The organism is Faecalibacterium sp. AF27-11BH, from assembly GCF_003603005.1.
Taxonomy (GTDB): domain Bacteria; phylum Bacillota; class Clostridia; order Oscillospirales; family Ruminococcaceae; genus Faecalibacterium; species Faecalibacterium taiwanense.
Genome location: NZ_QVGS01000007.1, coordinates 72,720 through 95,226 on the forward strand (window position 1 = coordinate 72,720; position 22,507 = coordinate 95,226).

The 22,507-nt window shown below is 57.9% G+C and carries 22 protein-coding genes and 1 riboswitch; of the genes, 3 read left to right on the plus strand and 19 right to left on the minus strand.

What is annotated here, in order from left to right:
- Window positions 1-31 precede the first annotated feature (31 nt).
- The 8 genes from uvrC to DWY76_RS08535 all read right to left on the minus strand — a co-directional run bounded on the left by uvrC (window position 32) and on the right by DWY76_RS08535 (window position 6,740).
- Window positions 32-1,879, minus strand: a complete 1,848-nt coding sequence (gene uvrC / locus DWY76_RS08500; RefSeq protein ID WP_120080928.1) for an excinuclease ABC subunit UvrC — start codon at window positions 1,877-1,879, stop codon at window positions 32-34.
- A gap of 61 nt (window positions 1,880-1,940) precedes the next feature.
- Window positions 1,941-2,204, minus strand: coding sequence for an HPr family phosphocarrier protein (locus DWY76_RS08505; protein ID WP_005920365.1), 264 nt, complete (start codon window positions 2,202-2,204; stop codon window positions 1,941-1,943).
- Window positions 2,205-2,545: 341 nt separating this feature from the next.
- Window positions 2,546-3,793 (minus strand): tRNA (guanosine(37)-N1)-methyltransferase TrmD, encoded by a 1,248-nt coding sequence (trmD, locus tag DWY76_RS08510; protein WP_120080930.1) that lies wholly within the window; start codon window positions 3,791-3,793, stop codon window positions 2,546-2,548.
- 3 nt (window positions 3,794-3,796) lie between these two features.
- A complete protein-coding gene (rimM, locus tag DWY76_RS08515) occupies window positions 3,797-4,333 on the minus strand; it encodes a ribosome maturation factor RimM (protein ID WP_120080932.1) in 537 nt (178 codons plus the stop codon).
- Window positions 4,334-4,393: 60 nt separating this feature from the next.
- Window positions 4,394-4,627, minus strand: a complete 234-nt coding sequence (locus DWY76_RS08520) for a KH domain-containing protein (protein ID WP_005934928.1) — start codon at window positions 4,625-4,627, stop codon at window positions 4,394-4,396.
- A 17-nt stretch (window positions 4,628-4,644) separates the two neighbouring features.
- Window positions 4,645-4,887 (minus strand): 30S ribosomal protein S16, encoded by a 243-nt coding sequence (gene rpsP, locus DWY76_RS08525; protein WP_005944692.1) that lies wholly within the window; start codon window positions 4,885-4,887, stop codon window positions 4,645-4,647.
- A gap of 92 nt (window positions 4,888-4,979) precedes the next feature.
- Window positions 4,980-6,335, minus strand: a complete 1,356-nt coding sequence (gene ffh / locus DWY76_RS08530; RefSeq protein ID WP_120080934.1) for a signal recognition particle protein — start codon at window positions 6,333-6,335, stop codon at window positions 4,980-4,982.
- 24 nt (window positions 6,336-6,359) lie between these two features.
- Complete coding sequence (locus tag DWY76_RS08535) at window positions 6,360-6,740, minus strand: sigma factor-like helix-turn-helix DNA-binding protein (protein WP_097775061.1); 381 nt, start codon at window positions 6,738-6,740, stop codon at window positions 6,360-6,362.
- A 224-nt stretch (window positions 6,741-6,964) separates the two neighbouring features.
- On the opposite strand from DWY76_RS08535, the gene DWY76_RS08540 reads away from it, so the two are divergent.
- On the plus strand, window positions 6,965-7,879 hold the full coding sequence (locus DWY76_RS08540; protein ID WP_120080936.1) for a pyridoxal-phosphate dependent enzyme: 915 nt from the start codon (window positions 6,965-6,967) through the stop codon (window positions 7,877-7,879).
- Window positions 7,880-7,906: 27 nt separating this feature from the next.
- On the plus strand, window positions 7,907-9,241 hold the full coding sequence (locus DWY76_RS08545; RefSeq protein WP_097781516.1) for an MATE family efflux transporter: 1,335 nt from the start codon (window positions 7,907-7,909) through the stop codon (window positions 9,239-9,241).
- Between the two features lie 71 nt (window positions 9,242-9,312).
- Here DWY76_RS08545 and DWY76_RS08550 read toward each other — a convergent pair whose 3' ends face one another.
- The 11 genes from DWY76_RS08550 to hemW form a co-directional block, all read right to left on the minus strand.
- Window positions 9,313-10,455 (minus strand): ribose-phosphate pyrophosphokinase, encoded by a 1,143-nt coding sequence (locus DWY76_RS08550; protein WP_044954082.1) that lies wholly within the window; start codon window positions 10,453-10,455, stop codon window positions 9,313-9,315.
- A gap of 458 nt (window positions 10,456-10,913) precedes the next feature.
- A complete protein-coding gene (gene metK / locus DWY76_RS08555; RefSeq protein WP_120020500.1) occupies window positions 10,914-12,068 on the minus strand; it encodes a methionine adenosyltransferase in 1,155 nt (384 codons plus the stop codon).
- 118 nt (window positions 12,069-12,186) lie between these two features.
- A riboswitch (SAM riboswitch) is annotated at window positions 12,187-12,285 on the minus strand.
- Between the two features lie 76 nt (window positions 12,286-12,361).
- Window positions 12,362-13,537, minus strand: coding sequence for a GGDEF domain-containing protein (locus DWY76_RS08560; RefSeq protein ID WP_120080938.1), 1,176 nt, complete (start codon window positions 13,535-13,537; stop codon window positions 12,362-12,364).
- 240 nt (window positions 13,538-13,777) lie between these two features.
- Window positions 13,778-14,443, minus strand: coding sequence for a deoxyribose-phosphate aldolase (deoC, locus tag DWY76_RS08565; RefSeq protein WP_120080940.1), 666 nt, complete (start codon window positions 14,441-14,443; stop codon window positions 13,778-13,780).
- Between the two features lie 15 nt (window positions 14,444-14,458).
- Entirely contained in the window at window positions 14,459-14,593 is a 135-nt protein-coding gene (locus DWY76_RS14515; RefSeq protein WP_005944717.1) for a hypothetical protein, read from the minus strand.
- Between the two features lie 180 nt (window positions 14,594-14,773).
- The gene (locus tag DWY76_RS08570) at window positions 14,774-15,391 is read right to left on the minus strand and encodes a GtrA family protein (RefSeq protein ID WP_120080942.1); all 618 of its coding nucleotides are present in this window, start codon (window positions 15,389-15,391) and stop codon (window positions 14,774-14,776) included.
- A gap of 244 nt (window positions 15,392-15,635) precedes the next feature.
- Window positions 15,636-17,546: a bifunctional 4-hydroxy-3-methylbut-2-enyl diphosphate reductase/30S ribosomal protein S1 gene (locus DWY76_RS08575; protein WP_120080944.1), complete on the minus strand. Its 1,911-nt coding sequence runs from the start codon at window positions 17,544-17,546 to the stop codon at window positions 15,636-15,638.
- A gap of 3 nt (window positions 17,547-17,549) precedes the next feature.
- Window positions 17,550-18,161 (minus strand): lysophospholipid acyltransferase family protein, encoded by a 612-nt coding sequence (locus tag DWY76_RS08580; protein WP_005944723.1) that lies wholly within the window; start codon window positions 18,159-18,161, stop codon window positions 17,550-17,552.
- Window positions 18,158-18,835: a (d)CMP kinase gene (gene cmk / locus DWY76_RS08585; RefSeq protein ID WP_097781510.1), complete on the minus strand. Its 678-nt coding sequence runs from the start codon at window positions 18,833-18,835 to the stop codon at window positions 18,158-18,160. The genes DWY76_RS08580 and cmk overlap by 4 nt, the downstream gene beginning before the upstream one ends.
- 336 nt (window positions 18,836-19,171) lie before the next feature.
- Window positions 19,172-20,464: an NAD(P)/FAD-dependent oxidoreductase gene (locus DWY76_RS08590; RefSeq protein ID WP_120080946.1), complete on the minus strand. Its 1,293-nt coding sequence runs from the start codon at window positions 20,462-20,464 to the stop codon at window positions 19,172-19,174.
- A gap of 86 nt (window positions 20,465-20,550) precedes the next feature.
- On the minus strand, window positions 20,551-21,633 hold the full coding sequence (gene hemW, locus DWY76_RS08595; RefSeq protein WP_120080948.1) for a radical SAM family heme chaperone HemW: 1,083 nt from the start codon (window positions 21,631-21,633) through the stop codon (window positions 20,551-20,553).
- A 111-nt stretch (window positions 21,634-21,744) separates the two neighbouring features.
- Between hemW and DWY76_RS08600 the strand changes: the two genes are divergently transcribed.
- A complete protein-coding gene (locus DWY76_RS08600) occupies window positions 21,745-22,455 on the plus strand; it encodes a Bax inhibitor-1/YccA family protein (protein ID WP_120080950.1) in 711 nt (236 codons plus the stop codon).
- Window positions 22,456-22,507: the final 52 nt, after the last annotated feature.

A 22,507-nucleotide genomic window follows, 5' to 3' on the forward strand; every position in this document is an offset into this window, starting at 1 on the left:
CTGGCATCGCGCAGCGATGACCGAGAGGGTTTTATTCGTGAAAATATGCGTAGATGATCTGTGCCGTCTGTTTCCCCACGCCGGGGGTGTTTTCCAACTGGTCAGGCGTGGCTTCCTTCACCGCGCCCACGCTTTTGAACTGGGCCATCAGCGCCTTGGCCGTTTTGGGGCCGATGCCGGGGATCTCGGTCAGGGTGGAGGAATAACTCTTCTGCTTCATCTGCTGCTTGCGGTAGGCATTGGCAAAGCGATGGGTCTCGTCCTGAATGGCCGTGATAAAGGTAAAGGTGCCCCGGTTCATATTGATGGCAATTTCCCGGCCGTCGCTGTCCACAATGGCGCGGGTGCGGTGGTGGTCATCCTTCACCATGCCGTAGAGCGGCACATCCGCAAGGGCAGTCCCGGCCAGTGCTTCTTTTGCCGCGCTCACCTGCCCCCTGCCACCGTCCATCAAAAGCAGATCCGGCTTCTGCCCGAACCAGTTGCTGCAGGGCTCTCCCTTTTTTGCAAGCTCTGCGTACTTTTCGTACTCTGCCGCCCGCCGGGAGACAGTCTCTGCCAGTGATGCATAGTCGTCAGTGCCCGCAACGGTCTTCATCTTGAACTTGCGGTAACCCGCCTTATAGGGCTTGCCATCCCTGAAGGTGACCATGCCGCACACGCTGGAGCCATCGCCCCAGTTGGAGATATCGTAGCTCTCAATGGCCCGGGGCGGCTTTGCAAGGCCCAGCACCTGCGCCAGCTCGTCCAGCAGCTTTTCCTCCCGGGCATAGCGGCCGCTCTCCCGGGCAAGACGCTCCACCGCGTTGGTGTGGGCCATCTCCACCAGATGGGCCTTATCGCCCCGCTGGGGCACATACAGCTGCACCTCATTGCCGCGCTTTTCGTTCAGCGCCCGCTGCAAGGCATCGCTGTCCGGCGGCAGCTCGTCCACCGCAATGATCTTGGGGATCTGTTCGTCATCCAGATAATACCGGGGCAGAAATTCCTCCCGCACGGCGGCAATGTCCGAGGTATCGTGGAACAAAAACTCCCGCTTATCGGTCAGCCGTCCGTCCCGGAAGCGCAGCACCGCCGCACACACGCTGTCCGGCGTGCCTGCCAGCGCCACCACATCCATCTCCACATCCGGGTCCACAATGACCTTCTGCCCGGCGCTCACCTTGGTGATGGCTGCGATCTGGTCCCGCAGCAGCGCTGCCGTCTCAAATTCCAGCCGGTCCGAGGCCTCCTGCATCCGCTCGTTGAGGATCTTCAGGATGTCCTTTTTGCCATAGCGAATCAGGTGCACGGCGCTCTTGACGGCCTGATTGTAGTTTTCGCAGCTGATCCTGCCGCTGCACACTGCCATGCACTTGCCGATGTGCGCATTCAGGCAGGGGCGTCCTTTGCCGATCTCCTGCGGGAAGCGCTTATTGCACCTTGGCAGCAGAAAGGCATCCATGGCGGTTTCTGCCATCTGCCGCGCCGCAAAGCTGGAGGTATAGGGGCCGATATACTCGGCATCGTCCTCCTCCTTTTGCAGCACGAAGGAGAGCCGGGGCCATGGCTCCTTTGTCACCTTGATATAGCTGTAGCCTTTATCATCCTTGAGCAGGATGTTATACTTCGGCGTGTGAGCCTTGATCTGGCTGGCTTCCAGCACCAGCGCTTCAAACTCGCTCTGGCAGACGATCACGTCAAAGGCATAGGCATGGGCGATCATCTGGCTGACCTTGTTGTCGTGGGGCACGCCCTCGCGGAAGTACTGGCTCACCCGGATGCGCAGCCGCTTTGCCTTGCCGATATAAATGATGGTGTCCGTCTTATCCCGGATGATATACACGCCGGGCAGCAGCGGCAGCATACAGGCTTTCTGATACAGTTCAGCTTTGGTCATGGATTCTCCTTGAAAAACAAAAAGCGGCAGGTTCCCCCGCCGCTCCATTTATAGACACAAATTACTCAGCAAAACCGGACTCCACCAGCTTGATCAGGCCGTCAACAGCAGCCTGCTCATCAGCGCCGTCAGCGATGATGCGGATGGTGGTACCGCCCACGATGCCCAGAGACAGAACGCCCAGCAGGCTCTTTGCGTTCACGCGGCGTTCTTCCTTCTCGACCCAGATGGAAGACTTGAACTCGTTAGCCTTCTGGATGAAGAAGGTAGCCGGACGAGCGTGCAGACCAACCTGATTTTCAACGGTAACTTCTTTCACGTACATAGTAAAGCGCTCCTATCTAATATCGTTTTGGGTATAGAATCTGTATCCTGTGCCTGTTGCGTTACGATTATTTTAGCGCAAGTCGAAACGGTTGTACAGCCCCCCGGCGCATTTTTGGCGGTTTCTCCAATGAAAAGCGGCCCATTTTTCATTATTTATACAAAGATAATAAAATTATTCCCCGAAGGTTAGAGGGTAGATACAAAAGTTTTCAACATTTTTTCGACCATCGGGCAATATCTCGGCTGTTTTTGTGCGTTTCCAGCACCATACCCTCTGGCCCGAGCATCCATTTTCGTGCCTTTTTCGCTGTCCGATGCACCTGCAGCTGCCGCCCGGAGTTACTTCTGTGCGCTGCCCTCGTACCGCATCCAGACCAGAGCACACTTTTTCACCACAGCCGGATATTGCTCCGGCGTGAACTCCAGCTCGGTGCCGCTGGTCAGCTTCCAGCCCATGCGGGTGTAAAGCGCTATGGCGCGGGTGTTGGTGTTCAGCACGCTCAGCACCGGGTGCTCGTGCTCGCTGAGCTTTTTGCGGGCAAAGTCCAGCATCTTCATGCCAATGCCCCTGCCGCGGGCTTTTTCAGTGACGAACAGATGTTCGATGTGCCCCACCTTGTGGTTGATGCTCACGATGCCGTCCGGCACATCCTTGGTGGTGTGCAGGTAGCACACCCAGCCTGCGGCCTTTTCCTGCCGCAGCTGCAAAAGATATTCTTCCTCGTTGAGGCTGGCACAGTATTCCGGGGTCCAGTTCTCGGCACAGGTCGCACGCCGTCCCTCCACAAAGATGCGGGCGGCAGCAGCAAACTGCTCGTCGGTCTTGACAAGGCGCATGTTCTCGCCGCGCTTCCACTTGGGCAGCTCGGTCACAGGGTGGGTCTCACACCACTTCTCGTACAGCTCCGGGCGGCGCAGGCGGGTGCGCTCCCGGCTCTGTTCCCCGCGCCATGCATCGATCTTCTGGTGGTCGCCGCCCAGCAGCACCTGCGGCACGGCGCGGCCTTCCCACACCTCGGGGCGGGTGTACTGGGGATACTCCAGCAGGCCGTCCCAGTAGCTTTCTTCCTCGTAGCCCTTCTGCTCAGCCAGCACGCCGGGCTTCAGGCGCAGCACACTGTCCGCCACCACAAGGCTGGCCAGCTCGCCGCCGGTGAGGATGTAGTCACCGATGGAGATCTCTTCATCCGCAAAAGCATCGATCACACGCTCGTCGATGCCCTCATAGTGGCCGCATACCAGTGTCAGGTTATCGTACTGGGCCAGCCGCTTTGCGTGCTCCTCGGTGTAGCGCTGGCCGCCTGCCGTCAGGAACACGATATGCGGGGCCGGACGGCCCTGTGAAGCCACTTCCTGCTGCACAGCACGCAGGCAGTCTGCGATGGGCTGAGCGTACAGCACCATGCCGCAGCCGCCGCCGTAGGGGTAATCGTCGGTCTGCTTCTGTCTGTTCAGGGTGTAGTCCCGGATCTGGTGGCAGTGGGTCTCAATAAGGCCCTTCTTTGCCGCGCGCCCGATGATGCTGGCATCCAGCACCTGCTGGCACATTTCCGGGAACAGGGTCACGATGTCCACACGCATTCCCATGGCTCACTCTTCCTCCCGTTCGCTGTCAAAGTCATCGTCCAGCAGGCCCGGAATGGGGGTGACGAGGAGATAGCCCTCCGGCGGGTTGCGCTCTTTCAGAAAAGCATCCACGCCCGGGAACATGTATTCCTTGCCGTTCGGTGCTTTGACGGTGTAGATATCCTGTGCACCGGGGTGATCCACGCTGGTCACAACGCCGTACACCCTGCCGTTGTCGGCATCCCGCACTTCGCACCCGATCAGGTCGGCCACATACCAGCGGCCTGCGGGCAGGGTGGCATCATTACGGTCAAAGTAGAATACCTGCCCCCGCAGCGCACGGGCAGCATCCATATCGTCCACGCCTTCCAGCTGCAGCAGAGCCATCTGGCCCTGTGCGCGGATGGACACGATCTTATAGGCCCTGCCGCCCTGTGCCGAGGGGTACAGCCTGCCCACCTTTTTCAGAAAGTTGACGCCGTCGCACCAAAGCTCCAGCTTCATTTCGCCGCGCACGCCGTGGGTGGTCACGACCTTGCCCGCTTCCAGATATTGCTGCATAATCTTGCTCCTATAATCAAAAAGGCCCCTTGCCGCAAGGGCAAAGGGCCTGTAGGGTGCTCAGTCGATCTCAACAAGGACCTTTTCATCGACCCGCACAGCAGCCGCGCGCATCACCACACGAATGGCTTTTGCGATCCGGCCCTGCTTGCCGATGACACGGCCCATATCTCCCTCTGCCACGCTCAGGTGGTAGACGATGGTGCCGTCCTCGCGAGGCTCGTCCACCGTGACCTTAACGGCTTCCTTATCCTCCACGAGACCGCGGGCAACTGCCAGCAACAGCTCCTGCATGAGTCAGCCCTCCCTACTTACAGAACGTTGGACTTCTTCAGCAGGACGCGAACGGTATCAGTGGGCTGTGCGCCGTTGGCGATCCACTGCTTTGCCTTCTCAGCGTCGATCTTAATCTCGGAAGGCTCCTTGTTGGGATCGTAGGTGCCGATCTCTTCGATGAAACGGCCGTCACGGGGGAAGCGGCTGTCAGCAACAACAACACGATAGAAGGGAGCCTTCTTGGCGCCAACGCGGCGCAGACGAATCTTAACTGCCATGGTAAATATCCTCCAAAAATTGTTTTGTGCGGCCCTTGCGGGCGCATGTTGATTATATTGTACAAACCCGCAAGGGGGTTGTATCACAAAAATTATTTCAGTCCGCGGAAGGCATTGGGGTTGCCCATCATGCCGCCCAGGCGGCGGGCAAAGCCCTTGGGGCTTTTCTTGAACTGCTTCATCATCTTCTGCATCATTTCAAACTGCTTGAGCAGCTTGTTCACATCCGCCACGGTGGTACCGCTGCCGGCCGCGATGCGGCGCTTGCGCTTTGGGTTGATGATGGAGGGCTTCTCGCGTTCTTCCTTGGTCATGGAATAGATCATGGCCTCGATGCGGTCGAACGCCTTTTCATCGACCTGACTGGGATCGATGCCGCTGCCGCCAGGCAGCATGCTCAGCATCGCGCCTGCACCGCCCATCTTGCGGATCTGTGCGAACTGGTCCAGCATGTCGTTCATGTCGAACTTATTCTCCATCATCCGCTTGGCGGTCTCTTCGGCAGCCTTTTCGTCGGCCGTCTCCTGCGCACGCTCGATCAGGCTCAGCACATCGCCCATGCCCAGAATGCGGCTTGCCATGCGGTCCGGGTGGAACACATCCAGATCGTCCAGCTTTTCGCCGGTGCCCTGGAACTTGATGGGCTTGCCGGTGACGGCCAGCACTGAAAGTGCCGCACCGCCGCGGGTATCGCCGTCGGTCTTGGTAAGGATGATGCCGTCGATGCTCACCTTCTCGTTGAAGGTCTTGGCAACGTTCACGGCATCCTGACCGGCCATGGCATCCACCACCAGCAGGGTCTCGTCCACAGGAACGGCTTCCTTGATGTCCACCAGCTCCTGCATGAGCACATCGTCGATCTGCAGACGACCGGCGGTATCCAGGATCACGATGTCATTGCCGTAATCCTTGGCGTGTGCCAGCGCCTTTTTTGCAATTTCCGGCGGCTTTGCGCCCGGCAGCGTGAACACCGGTGCGCCCGCCTGTTTGCCCACCACCTGCAGCTGATCGATGGCCGCAGGGCGGTAAATATCGCAGGCCACCAGCATAGGGCGGCGGCCCTGTTTGATAAAGTACTTTGCCAGCTTTGCGGCGTGGGTGGTTTTACCGTTGCCCTGCAGGCCGCAGAGCATGATGATCGTCTGGCCCTTGTTCTTGATGTTCAGGCGGGCCGCTTCGCTGCCGCCCATCAGGGCAACCAGCTCTTCGTTGACGATCTTGACCACCTGCTGTGCCGGGGTCAGGCTTTCCATGACCTCCTGACCCATGGCGCGCTCGGACACCTTTGCACAGAAGTCCTTGGCAACCTTATAGTTGACATCGGCTTCCAGCAGGGCCATGCGCACCTCACGCATCGCGGCCTTGATATCTGCCTCGGTCAGCTTGCCGTGACCGCGCAGCTTTTTGAACACACCGGCAAGGCGGTCGGTAAGGGATTCAAATGCCATTGTACGGTGCTCCTTTCACAGGTTTCAGCTCTCGTTTGCTTCGTCGATGGAGCGGATGAGCTTTAACATTTTGGTCAGCTGGTGTTCGTACTCGGTGGTGGTCAGGCCCTGCGGGCCGGTGCACTCGAACCGTGCATCGATCACCATTTGCTCCAGCTCTTCCAGCTTCTGCTGCACGCGGCGGTAACGCGCCGCAAAGCCGACCTTTTCCTCCAGCTCCTTCAGCGCGTTCTCGCCATGCTTGATGGCATCCCGCGCACCCTGACGGGTGATGCCGAAGTTCTCGCCGATCTCGCTCAGCGAAAGGTCATCGTTGTAATACTGGCGCAGCATTTCGCGCTGTTTCTCGGTGAGCACCTCACCGTAGAAGTCCAGCAGATAGCCCATTTCCAGATCTTTTGCCATCCTCTGATCCCCCGGTTTTGTGCCTGTACTTTCGAGAAGTGATGTAAAGTTCATTTGCTTTACGGATGAAGTATAGCAGATGCACCGCATCCTGTCAAGAGCCTTTCGGAGATTTTTCCAGAAAATCCGCCAAAAATTCGCTGTTTTTGCTAAAAGGCATCTTGACGCGCGCAGTCCTTTTGCGTTAGGATAATATTGTTGTATCCCATGAAAGGAGGGTCTTCGTGCCGATCTACCCCAATTTTTACCAGACGCTCAGCGCCTGCCCCATCGTGGAGCTGCGCGGCTATGCTGCCGCCTGCGGGCTGAAGGGACGGCTGTATGCCTATCTGGACTTTGCAGGCCCCACCGGCACGGCCCGGGACGGCCTTGCCGAAGGGATGCTGGCCCTTGCCATTGAAAAAAAGAAGCTGATCTCTGGTCAGCCCATCATTGAAGCGGCCTCCGGCCCGTTTGCCGCCGCGCTCACGCTGGCGGGCCTGACCGCCGGTCACCCGGTGGTTCTGGTGATGCCGGAGGATGCCCCCGCCCTGCGGCAGGAGACCCTGCTGCGGCTGGGTGCGCAGATCCGCCACAGCCCGGCCCGCAGCGGTGTGAACGGTGCCCGCCGTCTGGCGGCACAGACCGCCGCCGCCAACGGCTGGTACTACATGGACTGGCTTGCCAACGATGATAACCCGGAGTACCACCGCCGCGTTACCGGCCCTGCCATTGTGCAGAGCATCGCGCGGGAGGGCAAAAGTGCCGTGGACGCTATCGTGATCGGCGTGGGCAGTGGCGGCACCGTGACCGGCGTGGGCGAGACCATCAAGGCATGGACGAACGATGTGCGCATCGCCGCCGTGGAGCCTTACGAATCGCAGGCGCTGGGCGGCGGCCTGACTGGCCCCCACGGCATCAGTGATCTGGGCTACGGCTTTGTGCCGGAAAACTTCAACGCCTATGTGGTGGACAACGTGGTTGCGGTGAACACCACCGATGCGCAGCGGGCCGCGCAAAAGGTGCTGCGCACCGATGCCATCCCGGTTTCGGTGGCATCCGGTGCCGTTTTGCAGGCGGCCGCACAGCTCATCCATGTAGGAGCCAGCCGCTCTGCCCTTGCCATCCTGCCCGGACGGCAGATCGTAAATACATTATAAGGAATAAGGAGAAATCATAGAGTTCCCATGACAAACGACATGACAAAGGGAGCCATTACACCGCTCCTGATTCGTTTTACCATTCCGCTGGTACTTGGCAACCTGTTCCAGCTCACCTACAACGCCGCCGACAGCATCATCGTGGGCAAGTTCGTGGGCGAGGAAGCCCTTGCCGCCGTCGGCACCTCCAACCCGCTCATGACTCTGGCCATCCTGTTTATCAACGGCATGTGTCTGGGTGCCGGCATTCTGGTCAGTACCGCATTCGGTGCCGGTAATACCCAGCTGATGGAGCGTCAGGTGTCCACCACCGCCATTGCAGGCACCGTGTTCTCGCTGGCATTCTCGGCGCTGTGCGTCATTCTGGCCACGCCCCTGCTGCAGCTGATGCAGGTGCCCGCCGATATCCTGCCCATTGCGGTCAGCTACCTGCGCATCGTGTTTGCAGGCCTGATCTTCACCTTCTTCTATAACTTCCTTGCCGCCACCATGCGTGCACTGGGCGACAGCAAGAGTGCCCTGTATTTCCTGATGATCAGCTCTGTGCTGAACATCGGCGGCGACCTGTTCTTTGTGCAGGTGCTGAACTGGGGCAGCAACGGCTGCGCCCTTTCCACCGTGGTCAGCGAAGCACTGTGCTGCGTGCTGTGCGTACTGTACATCCGCTGGAAGGTGCCCATCCTGCAGCTGGGCAGGCGCTGGCTGGTGTTTGATGGCAAGCTGCTGCGCAAAACGGTCAGCTACGGCTGGGCCAGCGCCATGCAGCAAGCCACCGTGCAGCTGGGCAAGATCGCGGTGCAGGCCATCGTGAACACCATGGGTGTCAACGCTATGGCTGCCTTTACCGCTGCTTCCCGCATTGACGACTTTGCCTATACCCCGCAGCAGAACATCGGCCACGCCATGACCACCCTCATGGCGCAGAACCGGGGTGCCGGCAAGCACGACCGTGTGAAGCAGGGCTTCCACTGCGGTATGCGCATTGAAGCCGCTTACGGCGTGCTGATCGCCGTTGTATGCTTTGCCGGTGCTCCCTTTATCATGAAGCTGTTCGTCACCGACCCGGAGGTCGTCCATCTGGGCGTGCGCTTCCTGCGCACGGTTTCCCTGTTCTACCTGATGCCCGCTTTCACCAACGGCATTCAGGGCTTCTTCCGCGGCATTGGCGATCTGAAGGTCACGCTGGTGTCCAGCACCTTCAACATGGTGTTCCGTGTGGCGGCTGCTGCGGTGTTCGTGCTGGTGTGGAAAATGGAGATCGAAGCTCTGCCTTACAGCTATGCGGTGGGCTGGGTCGTCATGCTGCTCTACGAGCTGCCCATGCTGGTTCGGTATCTGCGCAGCCATGGAGACGAATTATAATCGTTTTATTTGATTTGTGATGCGAAAAAGGCTCTGCATCGCAAGGATGCAGAGCCTTTTTCGTATTAAACTTACTTGCGGCTTGCCAGCAGATTCTCGATCTTCTTCAGCGGATCGATGATGCTGGAAACAGACATGTCGTGGTTCAGAGCCACCACAAAGTATGCAGCGTACTTGGAAACATCCACATCCACATACCAGTCGCGGGTGAGCAGCTCAGGCATCCGGTAGGTCAGGTTGGTGCCCACAACATAGGTCAGCTTGCCCTCGGCCACAGCCTTGTCGAACTTCTCCAGACCGCTGGTGAACAGGGGGAAGGTGGCGTTGGCGATGATGTTGGCAGCGCCGCGCTCCTTCAGGTTGCTGGCGACCTCCAGCATGCTCTCGCCGGAAGCAATGATGTCGTCTGCGATAAAGACGGTCTTGCCTTCCACGCTCTCGCCCAGATACTCGTGGGCAACGATGGGGTTGCGGCCATTCACCACGCGGGTGTAGTCGCGGCGCTTGTAGAACATGCCCAGATTGCAGCCCAGCACGCTGGAGAAGTACATGTTGCGGTTCATGGCGCCCTCGTCCGGGCTGACCACGGTAAACTTGCTCTTATCAAAGGAGAGGTCCGGGTCCTTCTTCAGCAGGCTCTTCAGCACCTGATAGGTGGGCATTGCATTATCAAAGCTCATCAGCGGCACAGCGTTCTGCACGCGGGGGTCATGAGCATCAAAGGTGATGATGTTGCGCACACCCATGGTCTGCAGCTCCTGCAAGGCCACAGCGCAGTCCAGACTTTCGCGCACCACACGGCGATGCTGACGGCCGCCGTACAGGCTGGGCATAATAACCGACACACGGTGTGCCTTGCCGGCCACTGCCTGGATCAGGCGCTTCAGGTTGGCGAAGTGATCGTCCGGAGACATGTGGTTCTCGTAGTTGAACAGCTTGTAGGTCACACTGTAGTTGCCGGGATCGACCACGATGAAGATATCGTCGCCGCGCACCGACTCCTTCACCAGACCCTTGGCATCGCCACTCTGGAAGCGGGGGCAGTCGCAAGGAATAATGAAGGTCTCTTTGTCAATTCCGGCAGCCTTGGCCCAGCGGACCAGATGCTTGTCGATCAGGCCGGTCAGTTCCTCTGCACCGGGGCAGGAGATCAGCCGCATATCTGCCACGCTGGGCTGCTCAAAGAACGACTTCGGGGAAATTTCAATAGACATAGTCATAACTCCTTATTGCTGTTTACGATCCGTATCATGCACACAAGAGCGCATATCTAGTTTTATTTTATCACATTTCGTCGATTCTGCCATATCAATTTGTTTCATGTCAGGATTTTCTGCGCCTTGCACAGCTGTTTTTCTTTTTTCTCAAAGAGAATGTGTGTTTTCGACAAAAAGACAGCCGATTCTTTGCCATTTCGCAAATTTCGGCTGATTTCCGTGGAAAAGTAAGACTTTTCTTTGTCTGAGCAGTCTGCCGGGATCGCTCTTCCGGGAGATAAAAATGCAGTGTGCCGGCAGCGGAGATTCTGCTGTTTTCGCTCGTTCGCCCTCCCCGGCAGAGCCGCAAAAACAAAGGCATCTGCAGCAAATTTGCTGAGCTTCAGAAGCTCAGCAGCGATCGTTGCAGATGCCTTCTTATTTTATATGATTGCGATAGGTGCTTTGTGTTCCGCTTACAGGGCAGCGACCGCAGCCTTCAGGGCATCCACGCGGTCGGTGTTCTCCCACTTCACGCCCAGATCCTCGCGGCCCATGTGGCCGTATGCGGCCAGCTTGCGGTAGATGGGCTTGCGCAGGTCGAGTTCGCGGATGATGGCGGCGGGGGTCAGGTCGAACACCTTCTCCACAGCCTGCTCGATCTTCTCATCCGAGACGGTGCCGGTGCCGAAGGTGTCCACCATGATGGACACAGGCTTTGCCACGCCGATGGCGTAGGCCACCTGCACTTCGCACTGCTTGGCAAGACCTGCAGCCACGATGTTCTTTGCCACCCAGCGGGTCGCATAGGCAGCGCTGCGGTCCACCTTGCTGGGGTCCTTGCCGGAGAAGGCACCGCCGCCGTGACGGGCATAGCCGCCGTAGGTGTCCACGATGATCTTGCGGCCGGTCAGGCCGGTGTCACCCTGCGGGCCGCCCACAACGAAGCGGCCGGTGGGGTTGATGTAGTACTTGGTGTTCTCGTCCAGCAGCTCGGCAGGGATGGTGGCCTTGATGACCTTTTCCATCACATCAGCGCGCAGCTGTTCCATGCTCACGCTCTCGCTGTGCTGGCTGGAGATGACCACAGCATCCACACGCACGGGCTTGTTGTTCTCATCGTATTCCACAGTGACCTGGCTCTTGCCATCCGGACGCAGATAGTCCATCTCGCCGTTCTTGCGCACCTCGGTCAGGCGCTTTGCCAGCTTGTGAGCCAGACTGATGGGCATAGGCATCAGCTCCGGGGTCTCATCGCAGGCATAGCCGAACATCATGCCCTGATCGCCTGCGCCGCCCACCTGATCGTTGGTGCCCAGTGCGATGTCGGGGCTCTGGCCGTCGATGTTGGAGATGACGGCACAGGTGTCGGCATCAAAGCCGAACTTTGCGCGGGTGTAGCCGATATCTGCCACCACCTCGCGGACGACCTTCTGGAAATCCACGTAGCAGTTGGTGGTGATCTCGCCCATGATGTGCACAAGGCCGGTGGATGCACAGGTCTCGCAGGCCACACGGGCATCGGGGTCGTGGGTCAGAATTTCGTCCAGAATGGCATCCGAGATCTGGTCGCAGATCTTGTCGGGATGTCCTTCGGTGACGGACTCAGAAGTAAACAGGTGTCTTGCCATTTGTTTTGCCTCCTAAAGTTTTTACAGCAGGGTGTGTATTTCTTGCTCCAACATTCCGTTCAAGCTTTTTTGCGCGAAAAATAAAAGCGCCCAGAGCCCGAAAGCTCTGAGCGTTGCACTCTTATCTCTCGGTTTCCCGCAGGATTTGGCACCTTGCGCTCACGCGCAGGTTGTCGGGCTTCACAGGGCCTGTCCCCTCAGCCGCTCTTGATAAGTCGGTATTCAGTTGGTACGTTCAGTATTCTATCATTGCTTCGTCAGATTGTCAAGAAGAGTATCACTCTTTTTAGACATTATTCTGAAATTGATGGAGCGTTCCCCTGCTCCGGTACGGCATGGCCGTTCCGGGCGGCGTGGAAGGCGCGCTTTTCCGCATACATCCGCTCGTCCAGTTCCACCAGAAATTTCTCCACGCTGCCGCCCTCATACTTTGCCACACCGGTGGAGAAAGACAGCTGAAAGCTGCCCGCCGGGGCGGCGGCGTTATAGCGCTGCACCCGCTGCTCGATGGCGGCACAGATCTTATTCAGGATCTCCTCCGAGCCGTGCCGGATCAGCACCATGAACTCATCGCCGCTTATGCGGATAGCTACCGAGTTTGCCACCAGGGCCCCGGACAGGATGTGACCGATCTCCTGAATGGCGCGGTCGCCCGCACCATGACCGTAGGTGTCGTTGATCTCCTTGAAGCAGTTCACGTCCATCATGATGCCGTAAATATCCTTTTCCTGCGTGGCGTGGATGCGCTCCAGACAGTAGTTCATGTACTTGCGGCCAAACAGGCCGGACAGCTCGTCGATATAGCTGCGCAGACTGCGGAGCTGACTGTCCACAAACACAAAGGCGATGGCCACCGACAGCCAGCCGAAGGCCATACCGTAGAACGCACCCTGCAGCACCGTGCCCACCGCACAGGTGATCACAAAGTAGTACACCGAGAAAAACTCCACCGTAACGCCATCGCGCTTGGCCTTATGCACCTGCCACACGCTCTCGGCATAATAGCCGAACAGCAGCAGGTAAAGCAAACTGTTCAGCGGACCGCGATGGTAAACGTTGTCCGCGGAGATGGTAAAGATCCATCCTGTGCCGAAAAGGTTCGCCGCCAGCAGCGCCAGAACAGCCAGCAGCGGCGCGCCCAGAAACAGATGCCTTCTGCACAGGCGTCCGGTGCTGCGGTAGACCCGGAAGTCCACATACAAACACCACGCAAAGCCCACGCTCACGGCAGCGCCGGTGCAGACGGTGTTCATGAGGTACAGCCAGAACCGGCTTGCCGCGCCGGGCACGCCGTCCAGCAGAAAGCTGATCGTCTCTGTTGCCTGTGCCAGCAGAGTCACCACCAGCATCCGGCAGAACAGCTCACTTCCAACACTGTTTTTACTCTCGCCGCGCACCCGCAGCAGAAACAGAAAGCATACCAGCACCGCCCCTGTGCCATTGGCCACAAGGATCTCGGGTATATTCATTGCATTTCCTCCCCTGCCCGCCTTATCCCACAAGGCAGACAGCCCCTGTTTTATACAGTATCTATCTGTATTATATACCCTGCCGCGCTCTGCTTGCAAGGCTTGGCATCAAAAAGGGCCGCTGCACAGCAATTTGTGCAGCGGCCCTTGGGAAAACCAGACGATCCAGAACAGCCTCCGCGTGCGCTCTGGTTCTGTTCTGCGGAAATATTATTTATAATTGCTTTTTTCGCAGAAAGATCAATAGCCCTTTGCCTGCTCGCCGTTCAGAATTTTGACAGCGCGGGAGGTGCCCAGACGGTCAGCACCCAGCGCAAGGAAGGTTTCCATGTCCTCCACGGTAGAAATGCCGCCGGCAGCCTTGACCTTGCAGCGGCCATGCACGCCCTTGACCATCAGCTCCACATCGTGGAAGTTTGCGCCTGCGGTGGAGAAGCCGGTGCTGGTCTTGATGTAGTCCGCGCCTGCCTCGCAGACGATATCGCACATCTTTTCCTTTTCCTCGTCGGTCAGCAGGCAGGTCTCGATGATGACCTTCAGGACCTTGTCGCCCACCGCCTGCTTCACGGCGCGGATGTCCTCGCGCACGGCATCGTACTCCTTGTTCTTCAGGCGGCCGATGTTGATAACCATATCCACCTCGGCGGCACCATTCTCAATGGCAGTCTTGGCTTCAAACGCCTTGCTGGCGGTATCCATGGCACCCAGAGGGAAGCCTACCACGCAGCATACCGGGATGCGGCCCGCCATATACTCCACCGCCTGCTTGACGTAGCAGGTGTTGATGCAGATGGATGCGGTGTGGTTTGCAATGGCTTCGTCACACAGGGTCTGGATCTGGGGCCAGGTGGCCTCCGGCTTCAGCAGGGTGTGATCGACATGGGAGAGAATTTCTTCACGAGTCATGTTTGTTTCTCCTTTTTACTTGCTGGCACGGCGCACCTTTGCCATGCCGACAGCACTCAGGGCAATTGCAGTTGCTGAGACCGTTGCACCAATGATGCCCAGCACCAGACCGGAAACCAGAAATGCAAAACCTTTCAGACCACGCTTCATAAAACCGTACCTCCTAAAGTGTTGATGATTTGTAAAACCCTCTCAGTCATCTCGCATACGCTCGATGCCAGCTCCCCCGAATGGGGGAGCTTTATGCTCGGAGGAGAAGTTTTTCTTCTCCTGCAAAAAAGCTCGCCCTTCGGGAGAGCTGTCGCCGTCAGGCGACTGAGAGGGTTCTGCTTACTTTTTCTTAAAAATGATCAGCTTGCTGAACACATAGTTCAGCACGATCACCAGTACATTGGAAAAGACCTTCACGGCAAGGCCCCACAGTGCCTGCGCATTGTAGCAGCTGGTAACGAAGATCGCCGTGGGACCGTCTGCACCGCCGATGACGGCAATAGCGGCAGAGCCATCCGTGACCCCCGCCGGTGTGCCTGCATAGGAGGCTGCCATCTGGATGGCCGTATCCGGGCCAAGCCAGTGGGCCACCACGCTCAGCACCCCCTGCATCAGCTCGTCCATCAGCGCTGCACCCTGCGCAGCCAGCAGATTGCCCAGCACCAGCATAATTGCAGTGTCCAGCAGCATTGTACCCAGACGACAGGTGACGAATGCACCAAATTCCCTCGCCATGGCCTTGCCTTGCGTTTTGCTGCGGAACACAAAGGCGCGGTTGGTGCAGTAGGCAAACAGGATGCAGATGATGTTATCCAGCACATTGCCCCAGCTGTTGGCGGCTGTATAGCCAAACAGCTTGTTGAACAGCGCATACAGCACAATGTTCAGCAGGGTGCACAGCACGCCGAAAACCAGATAGCTCAGCACTTCCCAGTGTTTCTTGAAAAAATTTATCATAGTTCGTCAAACCCTCTCCGTCCGCTCGCGCTGCTCGCGTCCACCTCTCCCGAAGGGCGAGGTTTTATTGCGGGCGCGGCGAGCCTGCCCTCTTTTGCCAAAAGCTCTCCCCTTCGGGGGAGCTGTCACCGCAGGTGACTGAGAGGGTTCTCTCCTTAACAAAAACAGCCCCGCCGCCGTTTTCCCGGCAACGGGGCTGTTGATCGCATTGTGTCAGAAGCTTTTCTTCCGAACGAAAGGCTGATTACTCAGCGTCGTCGTTCAGCAGGGCCTTCATAGACAGGCTGATGCGCTTCTTGTCGAAGTCGACATCCAGCAGCTTCACATCGACCATATCGCCGACCTTCAGTACGTCAGAGACCTTCTCAACGCGGTCATTGCTGATCTCGCTGATGTGGACCAGACCATCAACACCCGGCAGGATGCGGACGAATGCACCGAACTTGGTCAGGGAGACGACCGGAGCATGGAAGGTGCTGCCGATGGGGTAGTTGTTCTTCAGCTGCTCCCAGGGGTTGTCCTCGGCCTTCTTGTAGCCCAGAGAGACCTTGTGGTTCTCGGTGTCGATGTCCTTCACATACACTTCGATGGTGTCACCAACGGAGACGACCTCGGAGGGATGCTTGATGCGGTTCCAGCTCAGCTCGCTGATGTGGCACAGACCGTCCACACCGCCGATATCGACGAATGCACCGTAAGAAGTCAGGCTCTTGACAACGCCGGTGTAGGTCTTGCCCACCTCAACGTTTGCCCAGAACTCTTCACGCTTTGCCTTGTTCTGCTCAGCGGTCACCTTGTTGATGCTGCCGACGATCTTGCGGCCGGAGCACTCGGTGACAACCAGCTGAACGTGCTGGCCAACCAGAGCGGTGTAGTCCTCATCACGGCGCATAGTAGCCTGAGAACGAGGAACGAACACCTTGACGCCCTTGACGTTGACCACAACGCCGCCCTTGTTGAACTCGGTGACATCGCCTTCGACGACCTCGCCGGACTCAGCGGCCTTAGCGATCTCTTCCATGCCCTTGCGAGATGCGAGCTTCTTGCGGGAGAGCTGGATGACGCCATCCTGATCCATAACCTTCTCGACGATGAGGTCCAGCTCATCGCCAACCTTCACCAGGTCTTCGACCTTGGCGGAGGAATCATCGGTCAGCTCGCTCAGCTTGACAAAGCCGGTCTGCTTCGCTCCGATATCCACCTGGATCTCGTTGGCAGAGATGCTGGTCACGATTCCTTTCACAATACTGCCTGCATGAACACGCTTTTCCTCGGATGCATTCAGCATCTCCTCAAAGCTCATGCTGTCATTGATTTCTGCGCTCATACTGTTAAGTACCTCCTCAATAATAGACGATGGCGTTGAAGCCCCGGCTGTCACGCCCGCCACTTTAACATCTGCAAACCATTCCGGCCGAAGTTCGCTCGCTGTCTCGACCGTTACGGCACGCGTGTGTTTTGCGGCGACCTGTACCAGCTTTTGGGTATTGGAAGAATGATGACCGCCAATGACAACAATGATGTCGCATTTTTGGCTGAGGTCTTCCGCTTCCTGTTGCCTCGCCCACGTCGCATTACATATTGTATCAAAAATTCGGGCGTTTGTATAGGCTTTTTTGAGAAACTCCGAACTTTCTTGCCATTTTGTAACCTGAAATGTGGTCTGTGCAACTGCAAACAGGGGTTTTTGCGGGTCAGAGGGGCCTTTCCATGCCTTCAACTCGGCCAGATCGGCAAAAACGAGCACCTCTCCGCGGGTGTGGCCCACGATCCCCTGCACCTCCGGATGGGTCTTGTCGCCTGCCACCAGCAGCACTGCTCCCGCCTTTTCGGCCTCGGCGGCAATGCGCTGGATCTTCTGCACGAAGGGACAGGTGGCATCATGGTAGGTGATGCCGCGCGCATCCAGCTCGTCGTACACGGTGCGCGGCACGCCGTGACTGCGGATGACCACCTCGTACCCGGCGGGCACATCGGCGATGGCATCCGCCACAAGGGCACCCTTTTTCTGCATATCCTCCACAGCCTGCGGGTTATGGATCAGCGGGCCGAGGGTGGCCACCTTGCAGCCTTCGTTCAGCAGGCCATAGGTCAGGTCCACCGCCCGCTTGACACCAAAGCAGAACCCCGCCGTTTTGGCAACTCGGATCTCCATCTTTTACGCCCCCATCTTTTCCCACGCATCCAGCAGGGCCTGCTTATTGGCACGCAGCTTTTTGGTGTCGCGGCGGCTCTCCATGGCAAACTGCTCTGCAGGCATCGGTTCGCCGTAGATCACCCGTACTTTGCAGAACAGGTGCATTTTTCCATCCGGCGTATCGTACAGGATGCGGCAGGGCACTACGTCCACCCCGGCCCCCGCCGCAATGACAAACAGTCCGCTCTTGGGCGGCAGAAGCTTCCCGTCCTTTTCGCGGGTGCCCTCCGGGAAGATGAGCAGTGTTTCGCCGTTTCTGCACTTTTCTACGGTCTGCTCAATGGCAGCCATTTCATCCTTTGTGCCGCGCACGCATACCGCGCCGCAGCAGCGGAAGAACCATGTGAGCAGGGCGTTGATCTCGAACAGTTCCTTCTTGGCGAACACGATCATCCGCCTGCCCCACCGGGTGACCACGATGAACACCGGGTCGATGGCGGAGACATGGGTGGGCGCAAGGATGCAGCCCTTTGTCTGCACCTTTTTCAGGTTTTCGCGGCCCTCTACATGGATGCGGAAGCCGATATGCCACAAAAGCCACGCAAAGGGCACTAAGATGTAATATAATATCATTTTATCGTTTTATTCACTTTCTCCGCAATGATCTTCTTCATTGCAGCAAGGCTCTGTTCAAAATCCAGCTCCGAAGTGTCCAGCAGCACGGCATCGTCCGCCTGCTTCAGGGGTGCAGCGGCACGGTGGGTGTCCTGATAGTCCCGCTGCTTCACGTCGGCCAGCACCTCTTCATAGGGAGTATCGATGCCCTTGGCCTGATACTCTTTCCACCTGCGTGTGGCGCGGGCTTCCGGCGTGGCGGTAAGGAAGATCTTCACCGTGGCATCCGGCAGCACCACCGTGCCGATATCGCGGCCGTCCATCAGCACGTCCTGTTTCTTTGCCATATCCCGCTGCAGCTCCAGCAGAAAGGCGCGCACAGCCGGGTTTGCGCCCACGGCAGAGGCAGCCATACCTGCGGCCTCGGTGCGGATGGCGGTGCTCACATCCTCTTCCTTTAAATAAATGTGCTGCTCGCCCTCAATGGAGGCCAGCCGCAGCTCGATCTGGGGAAGCAGCGCGTTGACCGCTGCGTTGTCCTTGGGGTCCTTGCCTGCGCGCAGGGCATACAGGCCGATGGCGCGGTACATGGCACCGGTATCCACATAAATATAGCCCATTTCAGCCGCCAGACGGCGTGCCAGCGTAGATTTGCCTGCACCTGCAGGCCCGTCGATCGCAACAGATACCATGTTGTATCTCTCCTTTTTAAACTGAACGATTTAAAATGGCCTCTGCTCACGCTGTGGCCATCTTCAGCGGAAAATCATTTTAATATTTTTGCGCTCTGCGGAGCGCTCCAAACACATTTTCACCGGATGGGGTCGTAACGGAGAACTGCATTGCTGCTCGTTCCCTTTGGGAACAGTTGCGCAGCGGTCTGTGAGACTATCCCGGCAACAACTCTTTTTGTGAAAACGTATTTTGAAAACGACCGCAGTCGTTTTCAAAATACAAATCAAAAAAATCTATTCCTATAAATATGCCCAGAGCAGCGCGGAGGGCATTTAAAATTGTTTTATCTGTAATTACAGATGATTTGCAAATGCCTGTGCAGTGCAGAAGGCGATCTGCAGGTTGTAGCCGCCGGTATAGGCATCCACATCCAGCACTTCGCCTGCAAAGTAAAGGCCCAGCGCCTTTTTGCTCTGCATGGTTTTGGGGTCCACCTCCCGCACGGACACGCCGCCGCTGGTGATCACCGCGTGGGCCAGATCGCCCCGGGCATCAATGGACACCCGCCAGTGCTTCATCAGCTGCACCAGCTCCCTCTTCTGCTCCCGGGTGATCTGGTTTGCCTTGGTAGCCGGGTCGATGCCCCAGCGTGCCACCATCACCGGCTGCATGCTGGAGGGCAAAAGCTTGACCAGTGCGCCCTGCGCCGCGTGGTTTGCCAGCAGGGCAAAGTCCCGGGTGATGCGGTCGTAAAGCTGCTCCTCGCTGAGGGCTGGCTTCAGGTCGATCTCCGCATGATACTTGTGTTTTTTCATGTCGCCCAGATGGCTGGATGCGCTCAAAGTCAGCGGGCCGCTGATGCCAAAATGAGTGAACAGCATTTCGCCCTGCTCGTCAAAAATGGCCTTGCTGTCCTCGAACAGGGTCAGGGTGACGTTTTTCAGCGCCAAGCCCATCATCTTTTTGCAGTCCGCGTCATGGCTCACAAGACTGACCAGACTGGGCACCGGCTCGATGAGGGTGTGCCCGGCCTGCTGGGCCAGTTTGTAGCCGTCGCCGGTAGAGCCGGTGGTGGGGTAGCTCACGCCGCCGGTGGCCACCAGCACGGCATCCGCCCGGTACTCCCGGCCGGAGGTGCCCCGCACACCGATGCACCGCAGTGCCGGGCCTGCCTTTTTCTTTTTGGGGTGGCGCGGGTTTTCCGGTGCGGCGGGAGCTGCTTCCGGCTCCGGTGTTACCTCTTCCAGCAGCAGCTTTTTTGCGCCGTCATGGACGATGTCGGCGTCCTGCGCATAGCGCAAAAGAGCCTGCCGGATCTCTTCGGCCTTGTCCGACACCGGAAACACCCGGCGTCCGCGCTCCACCTTCAGCTCCACGCCAAGGCCCTCGAACAGTTCCATGGTCTTTGCCGGTGGAAAGGCTCCCAGCGACGAATACAGAAAGCGCGGGTTCGTGCGCACATGGCGCAGAAATTCCTCTGCCGGGCAGTCGTTGGTCACATTGCAGCGGCCCTTGCCGGTGACAAGGATCTTCTGGCCGGGCTTGTCCATGTGTTCCAGCACCGTCACCTGATGCCCCTGCCGCACGGCGGCACCCGCCGCCATCAGCCCTGCCGCGCCTGCGCCGACGATCAATACTTTCGCCATCCGTTTTCTCTCCCATCGCCTAATAATACGAGTATATCATACCAGAATCGACACACAAAAGCAATGTGTTGCCGTATTTCTGCCAATTACAACAGCTGGGCAAGGATGCTGTTCTGCACGATGAGACCCGCCGGGGTCAGGGCAAGGGTGCGGCCGTCAAAGCTTGCATAGCCCGCCCGGACGCAGTTTTGCACAAAGGCCAGCTGTGCGGTGGAAAATTCTTTCCCGTAAAGTTTTTTGTACGCATCCAGCGAAAGGCCTTTGCGCAGACGCAGCTGTAAAATAAGGTAGTCCTCTGCGCCGCAGCTGCCGTCCATCACCGGGGCGGCGGCATCGTTCAGGAAAGCGGCGGTGTCCGGCGGGTAGTAGAACCGTCTGCCGCCCATGCAGGAGTGCGCCGCCGGGCCAAGGCCCAGATAGTCGCCGCAGTCCCAGTAGATGAGGTTGTGTCTGCCCTCATAGCCGGGCTTTGCAAAGTTGGAGATCTCGTACTGTTTGTAGCCGTGGTGTTCCAGCTGTTCCACTGCATAAAGGTAAAAATCGGCGGCTTCATCGCCGGTGGGCAGGCCTTCGGGCGGATGTTTACCAAAGGCCGAATCCGGCTCGATCTTCAGCAGATATGCCGAAATATGGGTAGCCCCACCACCCTCGATCAGTTCCAGCGTTTCGTCAAACTCGGCTTCGGTGTAGTGCGGCAGTGCCAGCATGATGTCGCCGCTGATGTTCGTAAACCCTGCGCGCCGGGCGGCGGCAAATGCAGCCCGCGCCTGTTTTGCCGTATGCGGCCTGCCCAGCGTGCGCAGCTGGGTATCCCGGGCAGACTGCACCCCGAAAGAGATGCGGTTCACACCCGCCTCCCGGAAGCCTGCAAGGCTTTCTTCCGTCACCGTCTCCGGGTTTGCTTCCAGTGTGATCTCGGCCCCCGGCATCGGCCGGGCCGCATCGATCAGCCGTTTTGCCTGCTCCGGGCGCAGCAGGCTGGGCGTGCCGCCGCCAAAATAAAGGGTGTCCGGCTGCAGAGGTGCTTCCGGCGCAAAGCGGTCAAGCTCCCGCAAAAGAGCATCCACATAAGCTTCCGGTACGCCGCGCTCACCGGGATGGGAATAGAAATCGCAGTATCTGCATTTGGAAAAACAGTACGGAATGTGTAAATAAAGCCCAAGAGACATACAATATCACAGCCTTTTTCATGAAACGTTCATTTCTATGCAGTATACTATATTCCGTAGACCGGAGCAAGAAAAAAGTGTTCCGGCAGAAAGAGACTGGAGGAGTCCCATATGGATTACAATTACAATGGTTACGATCGAGGCTACACGGAGCCTGCCATGACCTCGGCTGACTATATGAACCGCACCTATCGCTGGATGGCGGTAGGCCTGCTCATCACCTTTGCCGCGGCGTTCGTTACAGCCGCTACCCCGCTGCTGTACGTTGTCAACTCGCTGTATCTGGTGTTCACCATCGCAGAGCTGGTGCTGGTGTATGTGCTCAGCTCCCGCGTGCAGAACATGTCGGTGGGCGGTGCAAGAGCCACCTTCTTTGCCTATGCACTGCTCAACGGCATGGTGCTGAGCTACTACTTCCTGGTATTTGATCTGGGCACTCTGGTGCTGGCCTTCCTTGCCACCTCGCTGTACTTCGGCTTGATGGCGGTCTACGGCACTACTACCCACAAGGATCTGTCCGGCTGGGGTCCCAAGCTGATGATGGGCCTGTTCGCGCTCATCATCACCGGCTTTGTGGGCATGCTGTTCGGCATGAGCTTCCTTACCACGGTGCTGTACAGCGCTGTCGGTCTGGTGGTGTTCATGCTGCTGACCGCCTACGACACCCAGAAGCTGAGCCAGATGTTCTCCTACTACGCCTATGACGGCGAGCTGGCCGAGAAGGCTTCTATCTACGGCGCACTGACGTTGTATCTGGACTTCATCAACATCTTCCTGTATGTTGTGCGCCTGCTGGGCATAAACAGCCGCCGCCGCAACTGATTTTTGATCCGCAAAGGCTCTCCCGAAAAGGGAGGGCCTTTTTGTTTGGTAA

Excerpts from the sequence above, each read along its gene's own strand:
- metK (WP_120020500.1), bottom strand. The coding sequence starts at position 12,068 with ATGGCAAGACACCTGTTTACTTCTGAGTCCGTCACCGAAGGACATCCC.
- DWY76_RS08550 (WP_044954082.1), bottom strand. The coding sequence starts at position 10,455 with ATGTCTATTGAAATTTCCCCGAAGTCGTTCTTTGAGCAGCCCAGCGTG.
- rpsP (WP_005944692.1), bottom strand. The coding sequence starts at position 4,887 with ATGGCAGTTAAGATTCGTCTGCGCCGCGTTGGCGCCAAGAAGGCTCCC.
- DWY76_RS08535 (WP_097775061.1), bottom strand. The coding sequence starts at position 6,740 with ATGGCAAAAGATCTGGAAATGGGCTATCTGCTGGACTTCTACGGTGAG.
- DWY76_RS08545 (WP_097781516.1), top strand. The coding sequence starts at position 7,907 with ATGACAAACGACATGACAAAGGGAGCCATTACACCGCTCCTGATTCGT.
- uvrC (WP_120080928.1), bottom strand. The coding sequence starts at position 1,879 with ATGACCAAAGCTGAACTGTATCAGAAAGCCTGTATGCTGCCGCTGCTG.
- ffh (WP_120080934.1), bottom strand. The coding sequence starts at position 6,335 with ATGGCATTTGAATCCCTTACCGACCGCCTTGCCGGTGTGTTCAAAAAG.
- DWY76_RS08560 (WP_120080938.1), bottom strand. The coding sequence starts at position 13,537 with ATGAATATACCCGAGATCCTTGTGGCCAATGGCACAGGGGCGGTGCTG.
- DWY76_RS08570 (WP_120080942.1), bottom strand. The coding sequence starts at position 15,391 with ATGATAAATTTTTTCAAGAAACACTGGGAAGTGCTGAGCTATCTGGTT.
- DWY76_RS08580 (WP_005944723.1), bottom strand. The coding sequence starts at position 18,161 with ATGATATTATATTACATCTTAGTGCCCTTTGCGTGGCTTTTGTGGCAT.
- DWY76_RS08505 (WP_005920365.1), bottom strand. The coding sequence starts at position 2,204 with ATGTACGTGAAAGAAGTTACCGTTGAAAATCAGGTTGGTCTGCACGCT.
- DWY76_RS08590 (WP_120080946.1), bottom strand. The coding sequence starts at position 20,464 with ATGGCGAAAGTATTGATCGTCGGCGCAGGCGCGGCAGGGCTGATGGCG.
- trmD (WP_120080930.1), bottom strand. The coding sequence starts at position 3,793 with ATGGGAATGCGTGTGGACATCGTGACCCTGTTCCCGGAAATGTGCCAG.
- deoC (WP_120080940.1), bottom strand. The coding sequence starts at position 14,443 with ATGACTCGTGAAGAAATTCTCTCCCATGTCGATCACACCCTGCTGAAG.
- hemW (WP_120080948.1), bottom strand. The coding sequence starts at position 21,633 with ATGTCTCTTGGGCTTTATTTACACATTCCGTACTGTTTTTCCAAATGC.
- DWY76_RS08600 (WP_120080950.1), top strand. The coding sequence starts at position 21,745 with ATGGATTACAATTACAATGGTTACGATCGAGGCTACACGGAGCCTGCC.
- cmk (WP_097781510.1), bottom strand. The coding sequence starts at position 18,835 with ATGGTATCTGTTGCGATCGACGGGCCTGCAGGTGCAGGCAAATCTACG.
- DWY76_RS08520 (WP_005934928.1), bottom strand. The coding sequence starts at position 4,627 with ATGCAGGAGCTGTTGCTGGCAGTTGCCCGCGGTCTCGTGGAGGATAAG.
- DWY76_RS08575 (WP_120080944.1), bottom strand. The coding sequence starts at position 17,546 with ATGGAGATCCGAGTTGCCAAAACGGCGGGGTTCTGCTTTGGTGTCAAG.
- rimM (WP_120080932.1), bottom strand. The coding sequence starts at position 4,333 with ATGCAGCAATATCTGGAAGCGGGCAAGGTCGTGACCACCCACGGCGTG.
- DWY76_RS14515 (WP_005944717.1), bottom strand. The coding sequence starts at position 14,593 with ATGAAGCGTGGTCTGAAAGGTTTTGCATTTCTGGTTTCCGGTCTGGTG.